Raw genomic sequence first — 20,604 nt, 5'->3', positions numbered from 1 at the left:
CATGCATTTCATCTCTTCCCTCGCCCTGACCCTGCTGGCCGGTTTGTCGCTGCTCAGCGCGCCCCTGCACGCCCAGACCTTTCGCGAAGCCAAGCAGGATCTGGTGAAGCTCTATCGTAGCCAACCCAATGCCACCACCTTCTACTGCGGCTGTGACATCAACTATCAGGGCAAGAAGATGAGCCCGGATCTCGCCAGCTGCGGCTACGAGCCGCGCAAGCAGCCCAAGCGCGCCGCCCGCATCGAGTGGGAGCACGTGGTCCCCGCCTGGGAGTTCGGCCACCAGCTGCAGTGCTGGCAGGATGGCGGTCGCAAGAACTGCGAAAAAGCGAGCCCCGAGTTCAACAAGATGGAGGGGGACATGCACAACCTCTTCCCCGCCATCGGCGAGGTGAACGGCGATCGGGCCAACTACCGCTTCTCCGACTGGAACGGCAAGCCGGATCAGTACGGCCAGTGCCAGATGCTGGTGGATTTCAAGGATCGTCGGGTGCAACCGCCCAAGGGGCCGGTACGGGGCCAGATCGCCCGAGCCTACCTCTACATGAGCCAGCAGTATGGGCTGCGTCTGGCGGCGCAACAGCGTAAACTGTTTGAAGCTTGGGACAGGCAGTACCCGGCAGAAGGCTGGGAGTGCGAGCGCAACCGCCTTATCGGCACGCTGCAGGGCAATACCAATCCCTTTATTGAAAAGCAGTGCCAATAACCCCATTTGACCAGAGAGGGGGAGCGCCCCTCCTATCATGAAGCCCTTCACCTCTGCCGCGTGAGCCTTGCTCGCCGCCTCGCAGCAGGATATGAAGGGTTTCCAAGCAAGAGACTGACAATCAGCCATGCGCATTCCACGTATCTATGAATCGGCCACCCTGCAAGTTGGCCAGACCATCGCCCTGTCGGAAGACGGCGCCAACCATATCGGCCGGGTACTGCGCATGCAGCCGGGCCAGCAGCTCGAGCTGTTCAACGGCGATGGCAATCAATATCCCGCTACCATCGCCAGCGTCGGCAAAAAGTCGGTGGAAGTGACCATCGACCACTGCGATGCCCAATCGGTGGAATCCCCATTCGCCATTCATCTGGGTCAGGTGATCAGCCGTGGCGACAAGATGGACTTCACCATCCAGAAATCGGTGGAGCTGGGCGTTACCTGTATCACCCCGCTCTTCTCCGAGCGCTGTGGCGTCAAGCTGCCCGCCGATCGGCTGGAGAAGAAGCGCGAGCAGTGGCAGAAGGTGGTGATCAGCGCCTGCGAGCAGTGCGGCCGCAATGTAGTGCCCGAGGTACGCATGCCCATGGAGCTGGACGCCTGGCTGGCGGAAGAGACCCAGGAGCTCAAGCTCAACCTGCACCCGCGCGCCCCTTACAGCATCAACACCCTGCCGGTCCCCGAGCACGGGGTGCGGCTGCTGATCGGCCCGGAAGGGGGCTTGTCCAGCGACGAGATCGCCCGTACCGTGCAAGAGGATTTCAAGGAGATGCTGCTGGGGCCGCGGGTGCTGCGCACCGAAACCGCCGCCCTGACCGCCATTACGGCGCTGCAGTGCCGCTTCGGCGATCTCGCTTAATACCAGAGGGCAGCATCGACCAGCCGCGTGGCGGCATCGACGCAGCCGCAAGCGGCCGATTACGCTGCGCTAATCGACCCTACAACCCTATCGAGCCATTAAAAAGGAACAGCGGATGACCATTAAACTCGGCATCGTGATGGACCCCATCTCGGCCATCAACATCAAGAAAGATTCCAGCTTTGCCATGCTCGAAGAGGCGCAAAAGCGCGGCTATGAGCTGTTCTATCTGGAGATGAAGGATCTCTACATGGAAGCCGGTCGTGCCTTTGGCACCATGCGCCCGCTCACCGTCAAATATGACTATGCCGACTGGTACACACTGGGCGAGGTGGTGGATCAGCCGCTCTCCAACCTCGATGTGATCCTGATGCGCAAGGATCCGCCGTTCGACACCGAATTTATCTATGCCACCTATATGCTGGAGCGGGCCGAGGATGAGGGTTGCCTCATCGTCAACAAGCCGCAGAGCCTGCGTGACGCCAACGAGAAGCTCTACACCGCCTGGTTTGCCGAACACACCCCGACCACGCTGGTGACCCGCCGCGCCGACAAGCTGCGCGCCTTCCACGCGAAGCATAAGGACGTCATCCTCAAGCCGCTGGACGGCATGGGCGGCGCCTCCATCTTCCGCATGAAGGAAGATGACGCCAACGTGGGGGTCATCATCGAGACCCTCACCGCCCACGGCAGCCAGTACTGCATGGCCCAGACCTTCCTGCCCGCCATCAAGGACGGCGACAAGCGGGTGCTGGTGGTGGACGGCGAGCCCGTGCCCTATTGCCTGGCCCGGATCCCGGCCCAGGGAGAGACCCGTGGCAACCTAGCGGCTGGCGGCCGCGGCGAGGCGCGCCCCTTGAGCGAGGCGGACTGGGCCATCGCCCGTGCGGTGGGCCCTACCCTGAAAGAGAAGGGGCTGATCTTCGTCGGGCTCGACATCATAGGCGATCGCCTGACCGAGATTAACGTCACCAGCCCGACCTGCATCCGCGAAATCGAGGCGGCCTTCCCGGTGCATATCACCGGCATGCTGATGGATGCCATCGAGCGCCGACTGGCGAAAGCCTGAGCCAGCACCGACTAGAGGTTCATAACAAGAGGCGGCCCAAGGGCCGCCTCTTCTGTTTCCTGCTGTGTGCGTTGGTATGAAGGCTTAACAGCGGAACTGCCCCACCTTCTGCTTGAGATCGCTCGATAGCTGCTCCAGCTCGTGGCAACTCTGGTTCAGCTCGGAGGCCGCCGCCGTTGATTCGGTAGCAATATGGGCGATATTGACCACGTTGCGGGTGATCTCCTCCGCCACCTTGCTCTGCTCCTCCGCGGCGGTGGCGATATGAGTGTTCATCTCGTTGATCACCTCCACCGAACTGACAATCTCGCCAAGGGCCTTGCCGCAGGCCAGAACGGTGCGGTTGGACTCCTCCACCTGATCCAGCCCGCGCACCATGCTGCTGGCCGCATCATTGGCACCCTGCTGCAACTTGACGATGGTCTTGCCAATCTCTTCAGTCGAACGCTGGGTTCGCTGGGAGAGGGTGCGCACCTCATCGGCCACCACCGCAAAGCCGCGACCCTGATCCCCTGCCCGCGCCGCCTCTATCGCCGCATTGAGCGCCAGCAGGTTGGTCTGCTCGGCGATGCCGCGAATGGCATCCATCACGCTGCTGATGTCGCGGCTGTCGTCGGCCAGCTGGGTGATCATCGATGCCGTGTCCTGAATATGGGACGACAGCGCCGACATCCGGGCGATGGCATCCTCTACCACCAGATGGCCGTGGCGGGCACTCTCGTCCGCCACACGGGCCGCATCCGCCGCGCCGGAGGAGCTGTTGGCCACCTCGGCCACCGTCGCGCTCATCTGGTTCATGGCGGTGGCGGTCTGATCGGTCTCCCCCTGTTGCCGGGCAAAGCGCTGGCGACTCTCGACCCCGATATGGGCCAGGCGGGCGGACTCCTTGGCAAGGTGCTCCGCCATCTCGTTGATCTGGTTAATCAAGCCGCGAAAGTGGCTGATCACCAAATTAAGCGATTGGGCCAGCGCCCCCATCTCGTCCTTGCGCAGGACCGGCGCCTGCTGGCTCAGGTCGAGATCCTGCTGCATTCCGCGCAGCACCTGCCCCATGGCTGCCAGCGGCTGGCTGACGCTGCGTCCGGCCCAGACGCCGAAGAAGAGTACGCAGGCGGCCCCCACCAGAAACAGCACGATAAAGAGCCGAAACAGCTGCTGCCTGAGATCGTTGAGCTCGCCGATGTTCTGCTCCGCCTCTTTGAGCTGGAACTCCACCAGCGCACTCACCCCGTCACTGACCGGATCGATCACCCCGTAGAGGGGCATGATGCGTGCCGAAAGCTGATCCCGCGCCGTCCCCTGCATCTGATCCAGCACCGCCACCACGGCGGCAATCTGCTGGTCAGCGGCACCGAACAGCGCCTGCACCCGCGCGGCCTCCTGCTGCTCGGACGGGCTTCGCTCCTGTTCGCTGTATTGCTGCCAGATGCGGGCGATCTCCTGCTGCGCCTGCAGCATGTCGGCCTTGGCTTGGGCGGGTGCAATCCCCCTCACGTTGGCCTTGTTGGCCGCATCGATCACCTTGACCGCGTAGAGATCGGCAATCTGTTTGAGCTCCTTGAGCTGTACCACCTCCCCCTGATACATGGCGTTCATCCCCGTCATCAGCTGGGACATCGCCTGACTCGCGCCCACCAGCAACGCCAGCAGTGCCAACAGTGGCACCACACAACCCAGGATCAACTTCTGCCTGATTGAAATACCTTCCATGGTCTTCTCTCCCACACCTTTTGGTGAGTGGGCAAGACGCGCCCGATAAAAAGCGGTTTTGCCCAAAGTGATGAACTGCCATAATTGCCCTATTCACTTCCCAACGACCTTTGCACTATTTGGCCTCTATGCAAACACTGCAAAATCACTTCCTGCTTGCCATGCCAAGCCTGACGGATCCCTACTTCGAGCGTTCGCTGGTCTATCTGTGCGAGCACAACGAAGAGGGCGCCATGGGGCTGGTGGTCAACATTCCGGTCGAGATGTCGCTGGAAACCATGCTGACCCAGCTCAAACTCAACCCGCCCGCCAGTCCGGAGCTCAAACAACCGGTGTTGCAGGGGGGGCCGGTTCACGCCGATCGCGGCTTCGTGCTGCACAGCTTCCGCCCCGGTTTCAGCTCCACCCTGCAGGTGGGGGATGAAATGATGGTGACTACATCCAAGGATATACTGGAAACCCTGGGCACGAGCGAAGCACCCGCCCATTGGCTGGTAGCCCTTGGCTATGCGGGCTGGAGCGCCGGTCAGCTGGAACAGGAGCTGGTCGATGGTGCCTGGCTGGTGATCCCCCCCAATCCGGATCTGGTATTCAAAACCCCCATTCACAAACGTTGGCAGCAAGCCGCCGCCAGCATAGGGGTGAACCCGGTTCACCTCTCCAGCGACATCGGTCACAGCTAACCCCAGCAACGCATCTGGCGTTGCATTTCGAGGATTTTTTTCATGTCATCACGCAGCATCATGGGCTTTGACTATGGCACCAAGAGCATTGGCGTCGCCATCGGTCAGGAGCTGACTGGCACTGCCCAGCCTCTGCGCGCCCTCAAGGCCAACGACGGCATCCCCAACTGGGACGAAATTGAGAAGCTGCTCAAGGAGTGGCAACCGGACCTGCTGGTGGTCGGCCTGCCGCTGAACATGGATGGCACCGATCAGGAGATCACGGTACGGGCCCGCAAATTCGGCAATCGGCTGCATGGCCGCTTCGGCAAGCCGGTGGAGTTCAAGGATGAGCGACTCACCACCACGGATGCCCGTGCCCGACTGTTTGAGCGGGGCGGCTATCGCGCGCTGGAAAAGGGCAGTGTGGACGGGGTATCGGCACAACTGATCGTCGAAGCCTGGATGGAAGAGCAATACAACTAGCCATCAACAACAAGGCAAGGGTCAATGCCCTTGCCTTGTCTCGCACTATCTTCCTATTACGCCTGTGACTGACCTGGCACCAGCCCTTCGGCCTCTGTCGGCGTCGCATTCATCATCCGGTTAAGCCAGGGCACCATCAGCCCCATCACTACCGCAATCAGCAGGGTAGCCATCCCGATCTTGCCAAACACACCGGTGTAAATTGGCAGGGTCTGCAGCGGATCCGTCATCCCTTCCGGCATGGCGGTAAAGGTCGCTACATAGCCCCCCAGCAGGGATGCCATCGCCTGGGTCAGGAACCACATCCCGAGAATAAAGCCCATCAACCGTTGCGGCACCAGCGCAGCCACCATTGCCAGCCCCAGCGCGCTGATCATCAGCTCACCGATACTCTGGAACAGATAGATAAGCACCATAAACCAGGGGGAAGTGAGTCCCTGTTCATCAGCAAACCACCAACCGGAGGCGGCCGCAGTCAGGAAACCCAGCGAGCAGAAGAACATCCCGAGGGTGAACTTGAGCGGCATGGTGAGATCCCGCCCCTTGCTGCCCATCCGGGTATAGATCAGCGCCAGCACCGGGCTACCCACCACCACCCAGAAGGGGTTAAGCGCCTGGAAGCTAATGGGGTTGACGCTCATGCCCAGCATCTCGTGATGCATGTTGTTGATGGCAAAGAAGTTGAGAGACGTCGGCATCTGGGCGTACAGCACGTAGAAGAGCACTGCCTCCAGCATCAGCACGAAGGCCACATACATCTTGTTACGGCCGACGGTGTCAAGCTTGAACGCCTCGCGAAAGAAGACGATCACCACGGCGACGGTCACTGTCATCAGCACCATGTTGGCGATCACCACGTGGTGCATCAGCCAGGCACAGAAAAACACCATGGCCACCGAGCCCGCTATCACCAGCAGCAGCTTGCTGTAACTGAGCGGCAGGTGATCCGGCTCGGAGCCGATATCCTTGACCATATTGCGGCAGGCAAAGAAGGTGAGCAGCGCAATAATCAGCCCGACCCCGCACAGGTTATACGTCACGGTATAGCCGTAGTGATCGGCAATCACTGGCGCAAGCGAGAGGGAAATAAGGGAGCCGATATTGATCGACATATAGAACAGGGTAAAAGCCCCATCCAGCCGCGGATCTTTTGGCTGGTAGCATTTTGACAGCAGGCTGGCCGGATTGGCCTTGAACAGGCAGTTACCGACTGCGATAGTGCCCAGCGCGTAGAAGATCAGGTCGGGATTATAGATAGAGAGACCGGTCATGAAGTAACCGATCACCAACACGATAGCCCCGAGCACCATGGTGCGCTTGGTGCCGAGCACATGGTCGCCGACATAGCCACCGACCGAGATCAGGCCATATACCAGCGCCGAGAAGGCACCGAAGGTAATAAAGGATTGCTCTTGGGAAAATCCCAGTTGTTGCACGAAGAAGACCGCCAGGATCCCCTGCACGCCGTAATAACCGAAGCGCTCCCAGAGCTCGACGAAAAAGATCATGAAGAAGGGTTTGGGTTGTTGTAACAACCCCGTGGGTGCTGTTGCTGGACGCATATTAACCTGCCTTTATTGAGGTTTATTTTTTATTAATCTGGTGGCGGCTGCTTCACTATTTTCTGATCCCTCATTGCTATAAAGGGGACACCGTCAGCCTGCCAATCTGGATATTTTCGGGTGCACGCGCCCCGTTCGATGAAAGATATTTTTCATCTAACCGGTGCAATCACGGGTTATCGGGGGATGGGTGAATGGCGTCGCCCTGTGCCGTTACGGGCTCCAGGCTTCACCTTTGCTGCATCCCTTCACTCAAGCCGGTTCATCAACCTCGATGCTTACTCTCCTCTGGTCCGGCGCACACGACGGGTAGCCGGATAGCCGGGGCATGGCACAACCGCAACCACTGGCGACCGTTGAGGCTGGCTCACTCACCCGCTCTGCGGAGGATCACCTCATGCGGGTTATGTTTAACCCCACCATATCGAAGGTTGCCATGCTATATCACTGGAAATACAGGAACTTAATGGTTGATCACACTTTAAAATCATCAATTAGTGAAGTTTTCTAATGAAACTACATGAATTTTTTTCGTGCAAAGAGCTTCACACGAGACGTGCAGTCAGTGCCCATTTGTGTATATGCGGCGCTGAATGGAACGCTTTCTGGATCAATGAGGTTCACGCTCGACCTATCACGCCACTACGCAACAAAAAAAGCCGGAGCATCTTGCCCCGGCTCCCATTATTGACTGCCCACGGGCATCGACTCCCGGTGATAGAGCCGTCGTATCTCATTGAGCAGCCACAACACCTTGGCGTCCTGATTGTGACGCTTATGCCACAGCAGGATAAAGGTGAGCTCCAACTGCTGATAAAGCGCTTCAGACAGGGGCAGTGGCCTGGTGATCAGATTGGGATGATATTTCGCTGCATGTCCGGCGCAATAAGAGGGGGCGACCGCGATCAGATTGTTGTCAGGCTGGGATGCGATGTGCAATGACTGCTCAAAGCTGGAGACCATGACCGGGACTTTACGGATCAGTCCCTCATCCTCCAGCAGCAGATCCAGCCCCCAGGTCTCCTTGACCTCCAGCACCACGCTGCTATGAGGGCAATTGAGAAAATTCTCCATTGACCACTCCTGCTGAAGCAGGGGGTGATCCTTGCGCAGGAAGACCACAGGCCGATCGCAAAACAACACTTCATGATCGATGTAATAGGGCAGATTGCTGAGCTTGAGCTGAGAACGGCTATAACTCTCGCGGACACAGACCCCCAGATCCGCATCACCGTTGACAACGTCATTGAGGGAGTTGCGGTTCCATCCCAGCATTTTGACCACAGAGTTGGGGTACTTCTCATGGATGGCCATCGGCAAATCACTGAGCAAGCTGTTGTAGAACGGGGATTGCATCACCAGACTGAAACGGGCGCCATCGGGGATGGCCTCGCTATTGAGTGACGCGATCCGTTCGGTAAGGGGAAACCAGAGTTTCAGCTCTTCTTCGAGGGCAAAGGCCAGATTAGTGGGCTGCAACTCTTTGCGTCCCCGCACAAACAGCGGATCGCCAAACCAGACCCGTAATTTGGCAAGCGACTTGCTCACAGTGGAAGGCGTGACACCGAGCAGCGTAGCCGCACCCGTGGCACTACGTTCAGCCATCAGATATTTGAACACCACCAGCAGGTTCAAATCGAGTTCACTCAGTGTTCGCATACAACCTCTTGCAACTTGCGTGCTCTGGGGGGCCATTCCACAACAGATACGGCCCATTATCTGGCTGAGAAGAAGCATTCACTTATCTCTGCCAAAAAAGGGAATGGGTAGTCCCCCCAGTTGGTCCTATTTGCATTCTGTTAAATATGAATATTAACAGAAAAGACTACTGGCAACTAATGCAAAGCGTCACTGATGGAACTTGGATAGCTCAGACTGATAGAAAAGATATTATCTGTTCAATATAACTTCAATGGTAAGCCACATGAGGTAACACGGTACCTCATGTGGCTCAAATTACAGAAATAAATTATTTATCTGCTAGTTTGAAGATTACGCCATTGAGTTCAGGGAATCCGATAACTAAATTTTCGATATTTTTTTCATCTTTAAATTCGGCCACATACGCAATAGCTGTACCTTTTACTTTAGCTAAACCCTCTGTGTTTTTGTAATCAGCCTGACTCCAACCCGCATCATCATCTATAGCAAACTTGCATTTTTCAAATCCAGTAAAGGTCAGTTTGCTTAATGGCTTGCTGGTATCCACATCACCTTTACCAACTACAGTGCACCCAGCCGATGGCAACTCCATACCAACTGTTAACTTACCACTATTATTGGTAACATCGATGTTTCCCAACATTTCTGTTGCCAGCCCTGATTTTATTTTCCAATTATTAGTCCTGATATTAGTCCCGATTGTGGCACGCTGAGGCGGAATAATTGCCACATAACCACTCCAATTATTGTAGACAGAAATACCCGTACTGGAGAAATCAAATGCAGAATATCTGGTTGCGATACCATCCACATTAATCACAGGCCAACTTTTAAATAACACTTTGCTAGGGGTATTACTTTGTATTTGATAAGGTGATGCTTGTAACTCAGCACCATTATCGCCCTTATCATCACGAAATTACCCGCATCTTTCTTTCTGCTAATGCGCGTCAGGTTCAACGTCGATGGCTTGTCGCTACCGGCCAGTAACTCGGCCCGACCAATCCACCAAGTGGCGAAGTCGCCATCATCAGCCAAAACATCCCAACGCAACTCGTGTTCACCACGGGGATAAACGATGGCAAGGCTATCAATGTTATTTATTATCTTCTGAATATGACCTTGAGTAAGCAGCGCGGTCTGATAAATACCCGGCTGTGGTAAAGTGATACCTTGTTTAATGATATTCTCCTGAGAAGATTCAGCAGAAATATGAGGAACAGGTGCAACCTTGGTTTCTATAGTTGATTTATGATCATCTGAGCCACCACAGCCAGACAGGGTGGCCATACAAGCCCCCAACAATACCCATTTATGACTATCCATCATCAGAAAATTTCTCACTATTATTTTTTGGAACAATAAATTCTGGCTTCCCGTGGGGTATAAATACCGTAGGTGATTCCGCTAGCCAAAGAGTCAAGCCAAGATTGCTTGGTTTCAATCCGAACAATATTTTCAGCACCATGACAAATAGCCGCGGCGTCTATAGGCTCGCTCAGGCCAATATCAATATCTGAAAAGAAGAAGTGGCTAGTGACATCTGTCGAATTGACACTATTTTCGTTACCAAGTATAAATGCCTGTGAGGCATTGACATCAATAACCTGTTTGGCACAACTACAGTTAACAACCGTCAAGCAGACGATAATGATCGTTTTGTAATTAACCATTTAAACTACCTTGCTGGTGCTGCCAATGATATCATCAAATTTTGACTGCCAGATATGGCACCGCCAATATTGGGATGGCAGTGTCACGACCGTAAAAATTAAAAATGATATATGTGATGAGGTTTTTTGATCAGCATCATCTGCCACACTTCCCGTGTTAACGCAGAGCAATGATGTTTGTTCAAGCCAATTTTAATGTACGACCTCTTGCATCCCCCTCAATAGGGATTGAATGCAAGTTAGCCTTTCTTGTTATGAATCGCAGTATCTAACGGCCCCATGCTGGCGTCTACAGCAAAAGCAGAAGTCAGAACATTCCATTTCAGAAAGAATGTTGCGACATTGTTTGGCGAAAAAACAGGCAACTAAATAATCCATCGCCATCATCACCGCCGGTTAAATAATCAATAACAAGCCGAAACAGCTGGCTCCGGCTAATCAATGGGCATCGTCACGGCCACATTAGCGTGGCAATTCGTCGTTATAGAGTCGCCGGATCTCGTTACGCAGCCACATCACCTTGGCATCCTGATTGTGCCGTTTGTGCCACAACAGGATGAAGGCGATCTCCAGCTGGGCATAGAGCTTCTCCGGCAGCGGCAGCGGCATGGCGATCAGATTGCCGTGATGCCGACTGGCATAACCACCACAGTAGGAGGGGGCCACCGCGATCAGCTCGTGGCTCGACTGGGAGGCAATATGCAGCGCTTGCTCGAAACTGGCGACCATGATGGGCACCTCCCGCTTCAGCCCCTCATCCTCCAGCAGACTGTCGAGGGCCCAGGTATCGTTCGCTTCCCACACCATGCTGATCTGGGGACAGGCCAGAAAGTTCTCCAGCGACCACTTCTGCTCAAGCAGCGGGTGATCCTTGCGCAGAAAAACCACCGGACGGTCGGTAAACAGCACCTCGTGATCGATGTAATAAGGCAAGCGGTTGACCTTGGCCCGGGAGCGGCCATGGGTTTCGCGGGCGCAGAAGCCGAGATCCGCATCACCATTGACGATGTCGTTGAGGGAGTGGTGATCCCACCCCAGCATCCTGACCACCGATTTCGGGTACTTCTCATAGATGGTCATGGGCAGATCGCTCAGGAAGCTGATGTAGAAGGGGGACTCCATCACCAGCGTGAAGCGGGCACCGTCGGGGATCGCATCGCTATTGAGCGAGGTGATGCTGTCGGTGAGCTGGAACCAGACCTTCAGCTCCTCCTCCAGGGTCAGGGAGAGGTTGGTCGGCTGCAACCCCTGCCGCACCCGCACAAACAGGGGATCGTCAAACCACTCCCGCAACTTGGCCAGAGACTTGCTCACCGCCGACGGGGTGACGCAGAGCTTTTTGGCCGCCCCTGCCACACTGCGCTCCTGCATCAGGTACTTGAAGACCACCAGCAGGTTCAAATCGAGTTCACCCAGGTTGCGCATATCCCCTCTCATCTTCCATCAGCCCTGCGACCGCGCTTCACGGACCGCGAGCCATGGTACCAGCCCTTTGACAGCCAGGTAACTGAGCATTGCCAGCAGCAGGGCATAGATCAGCATCTCGGACGGAGTAAAGCCGAGCCGGCCAAGCAACCAGATATAGAGGCCGGAGAGGCTGATCTGCATGATGCAGAGCACGGCGCTGGCAAAGGCCACGTTATGCTGGCAACCATCGAGCGCCTCTCCCATCGCTACCCCGAAGCCACAGGAGAAGCCGACACAAACCAGCGCAAAACCCGGCAGCAAGAGATGGATATCGTCCCCAGCCTGCCAGCTGCCGAGCAGTGAGCACGCCGCCAGCAGATAGGCGAGATGAGACACCGCCAGCACCTTCTGTTTGCCCAAACGGCGCAACAGCAGGGGGGTCAGGAAAGACGTGGACATACTCACCCCGGCCATCACCATCATCACGATGGAGTACTGTTCGGTCGTGAAGCCAAACTCCTTCATCAGGATCAGCGGCGAGACGCTGACATAGACCAGAATGGCGGTCACGCTGGCACTGGTCAGCAGGGAGAGCAACATAAAGCGCGGCGAGCGCAGCAGGGCAAAGGGCAGCGCCGCGCCACTCCCCGGTTGCCGGGCCGGACGGGTCTCCTTGAGCAGCAGCAGGTTGACCAGACCGCTGACGGCCGCCACCAGCGCCATCGCCACGAAGATCCCGCGCCAGTCAAAATGGGACAGGATGAGATAACCGAGCACCGGCGCTAGCACCGGGATCACGCAGATCACCCCGTTGATCATCGAGAGCGCCATCGCCAGCCGCTCCTGACTCAGTACATCCCGCAGCACGGTAAAAGTCATGATATAGAGCGCCCCCGCCCCGACCCCCTGCCAGAAACGGCCGAGGTAGAACTGGGAGATCCCTTCGGCATGACCCGCCACCAGCGAGGCGACGACAAAAATCAGCGCCCCCCCGAGCACCACCCAGCGCCGCCCGTAGCGATCGGCAATCATTCCCCCCAGCAACACGGTCGCCGCCATGCCGAACAGATAGATGGAGAAGGCGGTGTGGATCTGCGCCTCGCTCGCCTGCAGGGTATCGGCAATCTGGGGCACTGCCACCAGATAGAGATCGATCCCGACCGGATAGAGGATGATCATCAGAAAACTGCACAACAGGAATACAGGCATGGATGCTCCATAGCAGATTGACCCGCCAGCCCCGCCGGAAAGCAGCAACAGGCGAAGAGTGGGCAGGGCCAAGGTGGTAACGAACGTAATGAACATGACATCGGACAGGGCCGCAATGGGGGGAACTATATGGTGGGCCCTCTCCTGCACCTAGTGAAGAGATGGCGATCGGTACATTCCAATCAGGAAATTTTGTTCCTATCATCGAGCCATTTAGGAAGCAAAACCCACCACAGCACGATTGCCGGAGACGAGCATCCCCGCATGACGCCGGGGTTGCCCCGGCGTCACTGTCAAATTTGGACGCCCTGAACTCGGCCGATCACTCAGCCAACTGACTCAGGATGGCGTGAGCCGCCTTCACCCTGGCCTCGATGGGATAGTTGCGATTGGCCAGCATGACGATGGCGATCCCTCTGGCGGGCACAAACGCCACATAGGCGCCAAAGCCGCCAGTCGAGCCCGTCTTGTTATAGAGCCGCTGCTCGCCCATCGCTTTGGGCACCGCAAAGCGCGTAACCGGATTGGCCTGGAAGCTCACCGCTGGTGAATTGCCCGCCAGCAATGTCTGCTCGGTCACCGGATAGGCGTAACTCTCCCATCCTAATCCCTGGGTCATTTCTCCCACCGAGTAGAAACCGGTGTGGGTCAGCGCGATCGCACTTTTTACCGCGGCATCTCCCTGATACCCCATATTGGCCTCGACAAACTTCAGCAGATCCGCCGAGCCGGTCTTGATCCCGTAAGCCTCGGCCGCCAGCACGCCCGGAGTGACCCGGACGGGCTTCTCTTCCTTCGAGTAGCCGTAGGCATAGTTCGCCATGGCCGACTCCGGCACCTGGATATAGGTGTGGTGCAAACCCAGCTTGGGCAGCAGGGTCTGGCTCATCAGTTGCTCAAATGGCTGGCCCAGACTATTTGCGGCCAGGTGACCAAACAGGCCTATGCTGGGGTTGGAATACTGGCGATGGGTCCCCGCCGGATAAACCGGTGACCAGCTCCGATAGTAAGTGCGCATCTTGTCATTCGAATCTACCTCATCGGGGAACTGCAACGGCAAACCACCCGCACTGTAGGTGGCAATCTCGGCCATGGTCACACCATCAAAGGTGGAACCTTTGAGCCAGGGGGCGTGCTGGCTCACCTTGTCATCCAGCTCAACCCCCCCTTGACCGCGGCATAGGCGCCAAGGGTCGCGGTCAGGGTCTTGCTGACCGAACCGATCTCGAACAGGGTCTGCTCATTGACCCGCTGGCCAATCTCCCGGTTGGCAACCCCATAGTTGAAATAGTGGGCCTTGCCATCTTTCAGTACGGCGACCGCCATCCCCGGGATCCGATACTCCTTGAGCATCGGCTGGATAATGCCGTCCACTGTGGCGGTCAGCGGGGCCTCCTCGCTGGCATAAGTACAAGGGGCTAGCAGCAGGCTACCTAGCGTCAGTAGCGCGAACGCACATAGTTGTTGCATATGATTATTCTCGTGGTGAATGAAATTGGCATTAGCATAAACAAGATGTATGTGCCCACGATGGGCCGGTGTGAAGTCTCGGTGAAGTCACAGGGACATGGCCGAGGCTGCATCACTTATGGCTCGATGAGCCCTCCCTCTGCTCGCTGGCGTATAAGCTGTAGGTGCCAAAGAGCCAGAAAGAGAAATGGAGGTGCAAGTGAGATCACAAGAGCACATCACGGCGGTGCTGGCGACACTGGAGCGAGTCATTCTGGGCAAGCCGCTACAGCTGAAAATCGCGCTGGTGACGCTGCTGGCACGCGGTCATCTGCTGATCGAGGATCTGCCCGGCATGGGCAAGACTACCCTGGCCCACGCGCTGGCGCAGGTGCTGGGGCTGGCATGCCGGCGGATGCAGTTCACCGCCGATCTGCTGCCTGCCGACCTGCTGGGGCTGCAGATCTTTGACCCCCAGCAGCAAACATTTCGCTTTCACCCCGGCCCCATCTTCACCCAGGTGCTGCTGGCGGACGAGATCAACCGCGCCAGCCCCAAGGTGCAGAGCGCCCTGCTGGAGGCGATGGCCGAGGGCAAGGTGAGCATCGAGGGCCACACCCATCCCCTCCCCGATCCGTTTTTCGTCATCGCCACCCAGAACCCGGCGGATCAGGCGGGCACCTATCCGCTGCCGGAGTCCCAGCTCGATCGCTTCGCCGTACGACTCTCTCTCGGTTTTCCGCCGCGAGTGGCGGAGCGCCAGCTGCTGCGGAGCCACCAGCCGAGTGGTCCGTTGCCCGCCATGCTGGATGCTGCCGAGCTGGCAGCCTTGCAAAACGAAGGGGATGCCATCCATGTTTCCGATGCCACCCTCGACTACCTGCTGGCGCTGGTGCACCAGAGCCGCTTTGATGGGGATCTGCCACAGCCCCTCTCCCCCCGGGCGGCCCAGACCTTGCTGGCGGTGAGTCGGGCCTGGGCGCTGGTAGCCGGGCGGCGCTTCGTCACGGTGGAGGATGTGCAGGCGGTCTTCCCCTATGTGGCCGAGCATCGGCTGCGGGGCAGCTTCGGCGTGCAACACGGCGAGGCCAGCCCCCTGAGCCAGCGGCTGCTGGCCAGGGTCGATCCGGACAACCCCTGATGAGCACCTTGTTCACCCGCTGGCGGCAAAGGAGAGAAAACTGGCAACGACGCTGGCTCGATCGCCGCATTCCCCCGGCCCGCCAGATCACGCTAGGGACTCACAGCCTCTTTATCCTCCCCACCCGCATGGGGCTGCTCTATCTGCTGGTGCTACTCGCCATCTATCTGCTCGGCACCAACTACCAGAACAATCTGGTGTTGCTGGTGGCCTACTGTCTCGGCAGTCTGTTTATGGCCGCCATGTGGCTCACCCATCGCAACCTGTTGGGGCTGGAGCTGCTGGGGGGCCCGCTGGTGCTGGGGGAAGCGGGTAGCCAGCTTCCTATGCGTATCTTGGTGCACAGCCGGCGCCCGGTGCTGGCGCTCCGTTTTAGCCTCAACGAAGGGACCCTCTGGCTGGCACAGGCCGACGCTGTGCCCCGCACCTTGATCCTGCCGGTATCGGGCTCGCGCCGTGGCCCACTGCCCCTTGGCCAATTGCGTGTCGAGAGCCGCTACCCTCTCGGCCTGTTTCGCTGCTGGTCACTGCTGGATCTGCAGCTGGAGGGCTGGCTCGCCCCCAAACCGGCGTTCGGGGCGCTAAGAGGGGAACATGCGACCGAAAGCGAGGGTCATCAGGGCCAGCCCGCTCCGGCCCCCCTCGGTGACTTTGATACCCTGCGGACACACCAAACCGGTGAGCCCCTGAGCCGGGTCGCCTGGAAGCAGCTTGCTCAGGGGCGCGGCCTGCTGACCAAGCAGTTCCATGAACCGCTGCAGGATGATACTCACCTCACCTTGCAGCGGGTCGCAGGTGGGGATCTGGAGCAGCGGCTGGCGGTGCTGGCCTGGTGGTGCGCCGATTACGGCAAGCGGGGTATCCCCTTCACCCTGACGCTGGCAAACCAGACGCTGGGGCCTGATAGCGGCGCCGCCTTTGTGCAGCGCTGCCTGCTGGCACTGGCCCGATTCGATGCGACACCACCGAAGAGCACACGGGATGCAGCTCGATAACCGCCGCCTGCTGCCACTCATCGCCCTGCAACAGCTGCTGCTGGTCGCAGCGCTCTGGCCCCAGTTGCAGCTCTGGGTGGTGACAGTAAGCGCCGCTACCCTCTGCGTCCGGGCCATGATGCTGTGGCGCGGCTGGCCGCCCATTCCGGCGCGCTGGTTAGCACTGCTGGCCATCACTACCTTAGTGTTGCTGGGGCTGCAGTGGCGCACATTGGGCACCCTGCCTGCCCTGATCAATCTACTCTGGCTCAGCTATAGCCTGAAGATGATCGAGGTCCGGCGCGAACGGGATATCGAGCTGGTGCTGCTGCTCGCCTTCTTTCTGATTGCGCTAGCGCTGGTGCAGCGGCAAAGTATCGGCTGGACGGCCGGGATGGCGGTGGCACTCTGGCTGGCGGTGACCGCGCTGGTCGCCGCCATCGCCCCCGAGCAGAAACGGCCTTGGCGCAGCGCGGGTGGCGCCCTGCTGCTGGCGCTTCCCCTGCTTATCACTCTATTTTTGCTGCTGCCAAGGCTCCCGCCCCTCTGGCAGATGCCCACCACCAGCCGCGCCCTGTCGGGGCTCTCGGAAGAGCTGGCCCCCGGCGATATCAGCGAACTGGTCAACTCCTCCGAACTGGCGTTTCGCGTCACCTTTGCCGATGGCCCCCCCCCGGCACGCGAGCGTTACTTTCCGGTGATGCGGCAGGAGATTTTCGATGGCCAGCGCTGGCTGCTGAGCCCCGAGATCAAGGCGTGGCAGCGGACGGTGCCGGTGCAAACCGGGCTCACGCTTCTGGCGTCATCTTCACAGACCAACAATCAACTGACAGATAGTCCGTTACCCGCCGGAAGCTACGAGGTGATCGCCGAGCCCCAGCGCCACCGCTGGGCCTTTGCTCTGAGTGAACCGCGCCTGCTGGCAGGTCCTGTGTTGCTTACCCCTCTCGACACCCTCTATCGTCAGGGAAGCGGCGAGGTGGCGATCCGCTATCGCATTGGCCGCGGCAAAGCACAGATCGAGGCTGATAGCCAAGCCGCCCAGCGCAACCTGCAACTGCCAGCCGGAGGCAACCCGAGAGCGCGCGCCCATGGACAAGCGCTGGCTGCGCGCTATCCGGATCGCGCAGCGCTGGTCGCCGCCCTGCTCGCGCAGTTTCGCAGCCAATCCTATTACTACACCCTGACCCCGCCACGGCTTGGCAGTGACGGGGTGGATGAGTTCCTGTTCGATACCCAGCGCGGCTTTTGCGGCCACTACGCCATGGCGACTGCCTTCGTGCTGCGCGCGGCCGGTATTCCGGCACGGCTGGTCACCGGTTATCTCGGCGGCGAGTGGAATCCCAGAGGCAACTATCTGGCGGTACACCAGTTCGATGCCCACGCCTGGGTGGAGTATCTCGATGAAGGGGGATCATGGCGGCGAGTCGACCCCACTGCCGCGGTGGCGCCGGAGCGCATTGAAGGCGGCGTAACAGAGGCCCTGAACGACGAGTTTACCGCCGCCGACCCGCTCGCTTTGCAGCGTTATCGCAACTGGGCCCTGCTCAATCAGCTGCGCTGGTGGGGCAACAATATCGACTACCAGTGGAGCCGCTGGGTGATTGGCCACGATGCGGGTCAGCTCTGGCAGCAGATCGGCCTGCGCTGGCCTGCTCTGGCGGGACATACCCCCTGGTTGATCCTCGCCAGCCTGATGCTGGTTGCACTGTTGGTGAGCCTGCCCCTGCTGTTGCCCGCCCGCCTGCCGCCAGAGCGGCGTATCTGGCAGCCCCTGCTCAAACGGGGCAAACGCAGCGGCTGCCCACCCCAGCCAGCCGAGAGCATGGGGGCATGGTGCGAGCGACTGGTGCGGCTGCGCCCCGACCTTGCCCACCCCCTGCTAAAGAGTGCGTGGCTCTATCGCCGCTGGCGTTATGCCCCCCTCAGCGACCGGCAACAAGGGCGCTGCTGGCGCCAGTTGCGACGACGTATCAGACAGCTCGTTCGGCGCTGGGATAAGCAGCCGAAGAGCACGCGATAAAAGAAGGGGGAGCCACTGGCTCCCCCCCTCAGTTTTGACTCAAGAGGTTTGACTCAAGGTCTGACTCACCGCTTGTTATTTTTTGGTCGGATTGTCCCAGATCCCCTCTTCCAGCTGGGAGCGGATCTCGGGGTACTTGTTGGCATCGAAGGTGGGCACCTTGCCCAACCGGAGCTGGTCGTTGTAATCCTTGGCCAGCTTGATGGCAACGCTGGAGAGCAGCAGGATCGCCACCAGGTTGACGATGGCCATCAGCCCCATGGAGACATCCGCCATCGCCCACACAATCGGCAACTCACCCACGGCACCGAACATCACCATCCCCAGCACGAACACCCGGAACAGCATCAGACCGCCCTTGTGGTTGTGCTCGAGGAACACCAGATTGGTCTCGGCATAGGAGTAGTTCGCCACGATAGAGGTGAAGGCGAAGAAGAAGATGGCCGCAGCAATGAAGATGTTGCCGCCGCTGCCAATCTGGGAGGAGAGCGCCCGCTGGGTCAGCTCGACACCGGTCACGCCGGAGCCCGGCTCAAACTGACCGGACATCAGGATGATGGCGGCGGTACAGCTGCAGATGACGATGGTGTCCATAAAGACCCCCAGCATCTGCACATAACCCTGAGAGGCCGGATGCGGCGGATAGGGAGTGGCGGTCGCCGCGGCGTTGGGCGCAGAGCCCATGCCCGCTTCGTTGGAGAAGAGACCGCGCTTGATGCCATTGATCATCGCCTGGGAGATGGCATAACCCAGCGCACCGGAACCCGCCTGTTCAATCCCGAAGGCGGACTTGATGATCAGCATGAAGACATGGGGCAGCTCGGTGATGTTCATCGCCACGATCACCAGCGCCAGCAGGATGTAAGCCAGTGCCATAAAGGGCACCACCAGCTCGGCAAAACGGGCGATGCCACGAATGCCGCCGAAGATAATCAGGCCGGAGAGCGCCACCAGCGCCAGACCGCTGACCCAGTCAGGAATGCCAAACGCCACCTTCATCGCCAGACTGATGGAGTTGGCCTGCACCGCGTTGAACACCAGACCAAATGCCAGGATCAGGCAGAGGGAGAAGAGCACCCCCATCCAGCGCATGCCGAGGCCCTTTTCCATGTAGTAGGCCGGGCCACCACGGTAGTTGCCATCCTCATCCTTGACCTTGTAGAGCTGGGCCAGGGTGCTTTCCACAAACGCCGTCGCCATACCGATAAAGGCGATCAGCCACATCCAGAAGATGGCACCCGGGCCACCCAGATAGATGGCGACGGCCACACCGGCCAGGTTGCCGGTGCCGACACGAGCGGCGAGGCTGGTACAGAGAGCCTGAAAAGAGGAGATGCCCGCGTTGTCCGATTTGCGGCTGTTTTTCAGCACGGAAAACATGTGGCCAAAGTGACGGATCTGGATAAAACCCAGTCTGAAGGTGAAGAAGATACCGACCCCGATCAGCAGGTAGATGAGCACGGCTCCCCACATCAGGTCGTTTAGCATCGCAATCAAGGTGTCCATAATTCTCTCGTTGTTATTCACATCCATGGTCAGTCTGCGCTGACCGTTTTCTGTCTGTCGTTTAATTAGCGTTTCGCTAAAGGGGCGGAATCTAGCACAGCGGGAGAGCCCGGAATAGTGATCCCGATCACTCGGGACACAAAAAACGAACGGTAAAAGCCCATAAAGCTCCATTTAAATCGCAAACTTTCAACAAACTCAATAATCTAATCAGGCAGGCCACCATTAAGCCCCATAAGAGAACCACTTTGATATATCCCTGATGAGTTATCCGAAAACGCAAACGCTTGCCTGAAATGGCTTTCAAACGGGGATATTTCACCAAACGTTTTCTCTGTAATTAAATTTCAAGTACGCAACAGGACAATTTGTGTGATCGATGACACAAATATGGATATTGGCTAAAAAAGTTGAGCCGGAAGCAAACCGGAAAAGCCTGCAGAAACAAGATAAAAAACCTTATAAATCATCAACTTTAGCTCATTGAAACGGAATGAATGGCCAGC

Annotated in this window: 17 protein-coding genes and 1 pseudogene; 8 read left to right on the top strand and 10 right to left on the bottom strand. The window is 58.2% G+C overall.

Features of this window, described 5'->3' with window-relative positions; genetic code table 11:
- Position 1: 1 nt before the first annotated feature.
- From OKC27_RS03480 to gshB, 3 genes are all read left to right on the top strand, one after another.
- A complete protein-coding gene (locus OKC27_RS03480; protein ID WP_182939082.1) occupies positions 2–706 on the top strand; it encodes an endonuclease in 705 nt (234 codons plus the stop codon).
- 127 nt (positions 707–833) lie between these two features.
- A complete protein-coding gene (rsmE, locus tag OKC27_RS03475) occupies positions 834–1,565 on the top strand; it encodes a 16S rRNA (uracil(1498)-N(3))-methyltransferase (protein WP_182939081.1) in 732 nt (243 codons plus the stop codon).
- A gap of 115 nt (positions 1,566–1,680) precedes the next feature.
- Positions 1,681–2,634, top strand: a complete 954-nt coding sequence (gene gshB, locus OKC27_RS03470) for a glutathione synthase (protein ID WP_182939080.1) — start codon at positions 1,681–1,683, stop codon at positions 2,632–2,634.
- 84 nt (positions 2,635–2,718) lie between these two features.
- Here the strand turns inward: gshB and OKC27_RS03465 are convergent, their stop codons facing one another.
- Positions 2,719–4,344 carry a methyl-accepting chemotaxis protein gene (locus tag OKC27_RS03465; RefSeq protein ID WP_182939079.1) on the bottom strand — a complete coding sequence of 542 codons (1,626 nt, stop codon included), beginning with the start codon at positions 4,342–4,344 and terminating at the stop codon, positions 2,719–2,721.
- 128 nt (positions 4,345–4,472) lie between these two features.
- Between OKC27_RS03465 and OKC27_RS03460 the strand changes: the two genes are divergently transcribed.
- Positions 4,473–5,027 (top strand): YqgE/AlgH family protein, encoded by a 555-nt coding sequence (locus tag OKC27_RS03460; RefSeq protein ID WP_182939078.1) that lies wholly within the window; start codon positions 4,473–4,475, stop codon positions 5,025–5,027.
- A gap of 42 nt (positions 5,028–5,069) precedes the next feature.
- Positions 5,070–5,492 (top strand): Holliday junction resolvase RuvX, encoded by a 423-nt coding sequence (gene ruvX / locus OKC27_RS03455; RefSeq protein WP_005343821.1) that lies wholly within the window; start codon positions 5,070–5,072, stop codon positions 5,490–5,492.
- 56 nt (positions 5,493–5,548) lie between these two features.
- Here the strand turns inward: ruvX and dtpB are convergent, their stop codons facing one another.
- From dtpB to blaFOX, 8 genes and pseudogenes are all read right to left on the bottom strand, one after another.
- Entirely contained in the window at positions 5,549–7,054 is a 1,506-nt protein-coding gene (gene dtpB, locus OKC27_RS03450; RefSeq protein ID WP_234605777.1) for a dipeptide/tripeptide permease DtpB, read from the bottom strand.
- 684 nt (positions 7,055–7,738) lie between these two features.
- A complete protein-coding gene (yidZ, locus tag OKC27_RS03445) occupies positions 7,739–8,713 on the bottom strand; it encodes an HTH-type transcriptional regulator YidZ (protein ID WP_058052242.1) in 975 nt (324 codons plus the stop codon).
- A gap of 310 nt (positions 8,714–9,023) precedes the next feature.
- A complete protein-coding gene (locus OKC27_RS03440) occupies positions 9,024–9,536 on the bottom strand; it encodes a hypothetical protein (protein WP_234603359.1) in 513 nt (170 codons plus the stop codon).
- Positions 9,533–10,045, bottom strand: a complete 513-nt coding sequence (locus tag OKC27_RS03435; protein ID WP_182939076.1) for a hypothetical protein — start codon at positions 10,043–10,045, stop codon at positions 9,533–9,535. Before OKC27_RS03435 ends, OKC27_RS03440 begins: the two co-directional genes overlap by 4 nt.
- 17 nt (positions 10,046–10,062) lie before the next feature.
- Complete coding sequence (locus tag OKC27_RS03430) at positions 10,063–10,389, bottom strand: Bor/Iss family lipoprotein (RefSeq protein ID WP_182939075.1); 327 nt, start codon at positions 10,387–10,389, stop codon at positions 10,063–10,065.
- Positions 10,390–10,851: 462 nt separating this feature from the next.
- The gene (yidZ, locus tag OKC27_RS03425; protein WP_042058466.1) at positions 10,852–11,814 is read right to left on the bottom strand and encodes an HTH-type transcriptional regulator YidZ; all 963 of its coding nucleotides are present in this window, start codon (positions 11,812–11,814) and stop codon (positions 10,852–10,854) included.
- A gap of 18 nt (positions 11,815–11,832) precedes the next feature.
- Positions 11,833–13,005, bottom strand: a complete 1,173-nt coding sequence (locus OKC27_RS03420) for an MFS transporter (protein WP_042058464.1) — start codon at positions 13,003–13,005, stop codon at positions 11,833–11,835.
- A 322-nt stretch (positions 13,006–13,327) separates the two neighbouring features.
- Positions 13,328–14,475 (bottom strand): annotated as a pseudogene (gene blaFOX / locus OKC27_RS03415) (FOX family cephalosporin-hydrolyzing class C beta-lactamase).
- Between the two features lie 199 nt (positions 14,476–14,674).
- Between blaFOX and OKC27_RS03410 the strand changes: the two are divergent.
- From OKC27_RS03410 to OKC27_RS03400, 3 genes are read left to right on the top strand one after another with little or no spacing between them, the layout of a single operon-like run.
- Positions 14,675–15,595 (top strand): AAA family ATPase, encoded by a 921-nt coding sequence (locus tag OKC27_RS03410; protein WP_182939074.1) that lies wholly within the window; start codon positions 14,675–14,677, stop codon positions 15,593–15,595.
- Positions 15,595–16,590, top strand: a complete 996-nt coding sequence (locus tag OKC27_RS03405) for a DUF58 domain-containing protein (RefSeq protein WP_182939073.1) — start codon at positions 15,595–15,597, stop codon at positions 16,588–16,590. Before OKC27_RS03410 ends, OKC27_RS03405 begins: the two co-directional genes overlap by 1 nt.
- A complete protein-coding gene (locus tag OKC27_RS03400) occupies positions 16,577–18,592 on the top strand; it encodes a transglutaminase family protein (RefSeq protein ID WP_182939072.1) in 2,016 nt (671 codons plus the stop codon). The genes OKC27_RS03405 and OKC27_RS03400 overlap by 14 nt, the downstream gene beginning before the upstream one ends.
- Before the next feature lie 75 nt (positions 18,593–18,667).
- Here OKC27_RS03400 and OKC27_RS03395 read toward each other — a convergent pair whose 3' ends face one another.
- Entirely contained in the window at positions 18,668–20,098 is a 1,431-nt protein-coding gene (locus OKC27_RS03395) for an alanine/glycine:cation symporter family protein (protein WP_042058457.1), read from the bottom strand.
- Positions 20,099–20,604: the final 506 nt, after the last annotated feature.

Source organism: Aeromonas sp. QDB62 (assembly GCF_027705695.1).
Lineage (GTDB): Bacteria > Pseudomonadota > Gammaproteobacteria > Enterobacterales > Aeromonadaceae > Aeromonas > Aeromonas allosaccharophila.
Note: the sequence above shows the minus strand (reverse complement) of the source record. Positions and strands in the feature narration are given on the sequence as shown.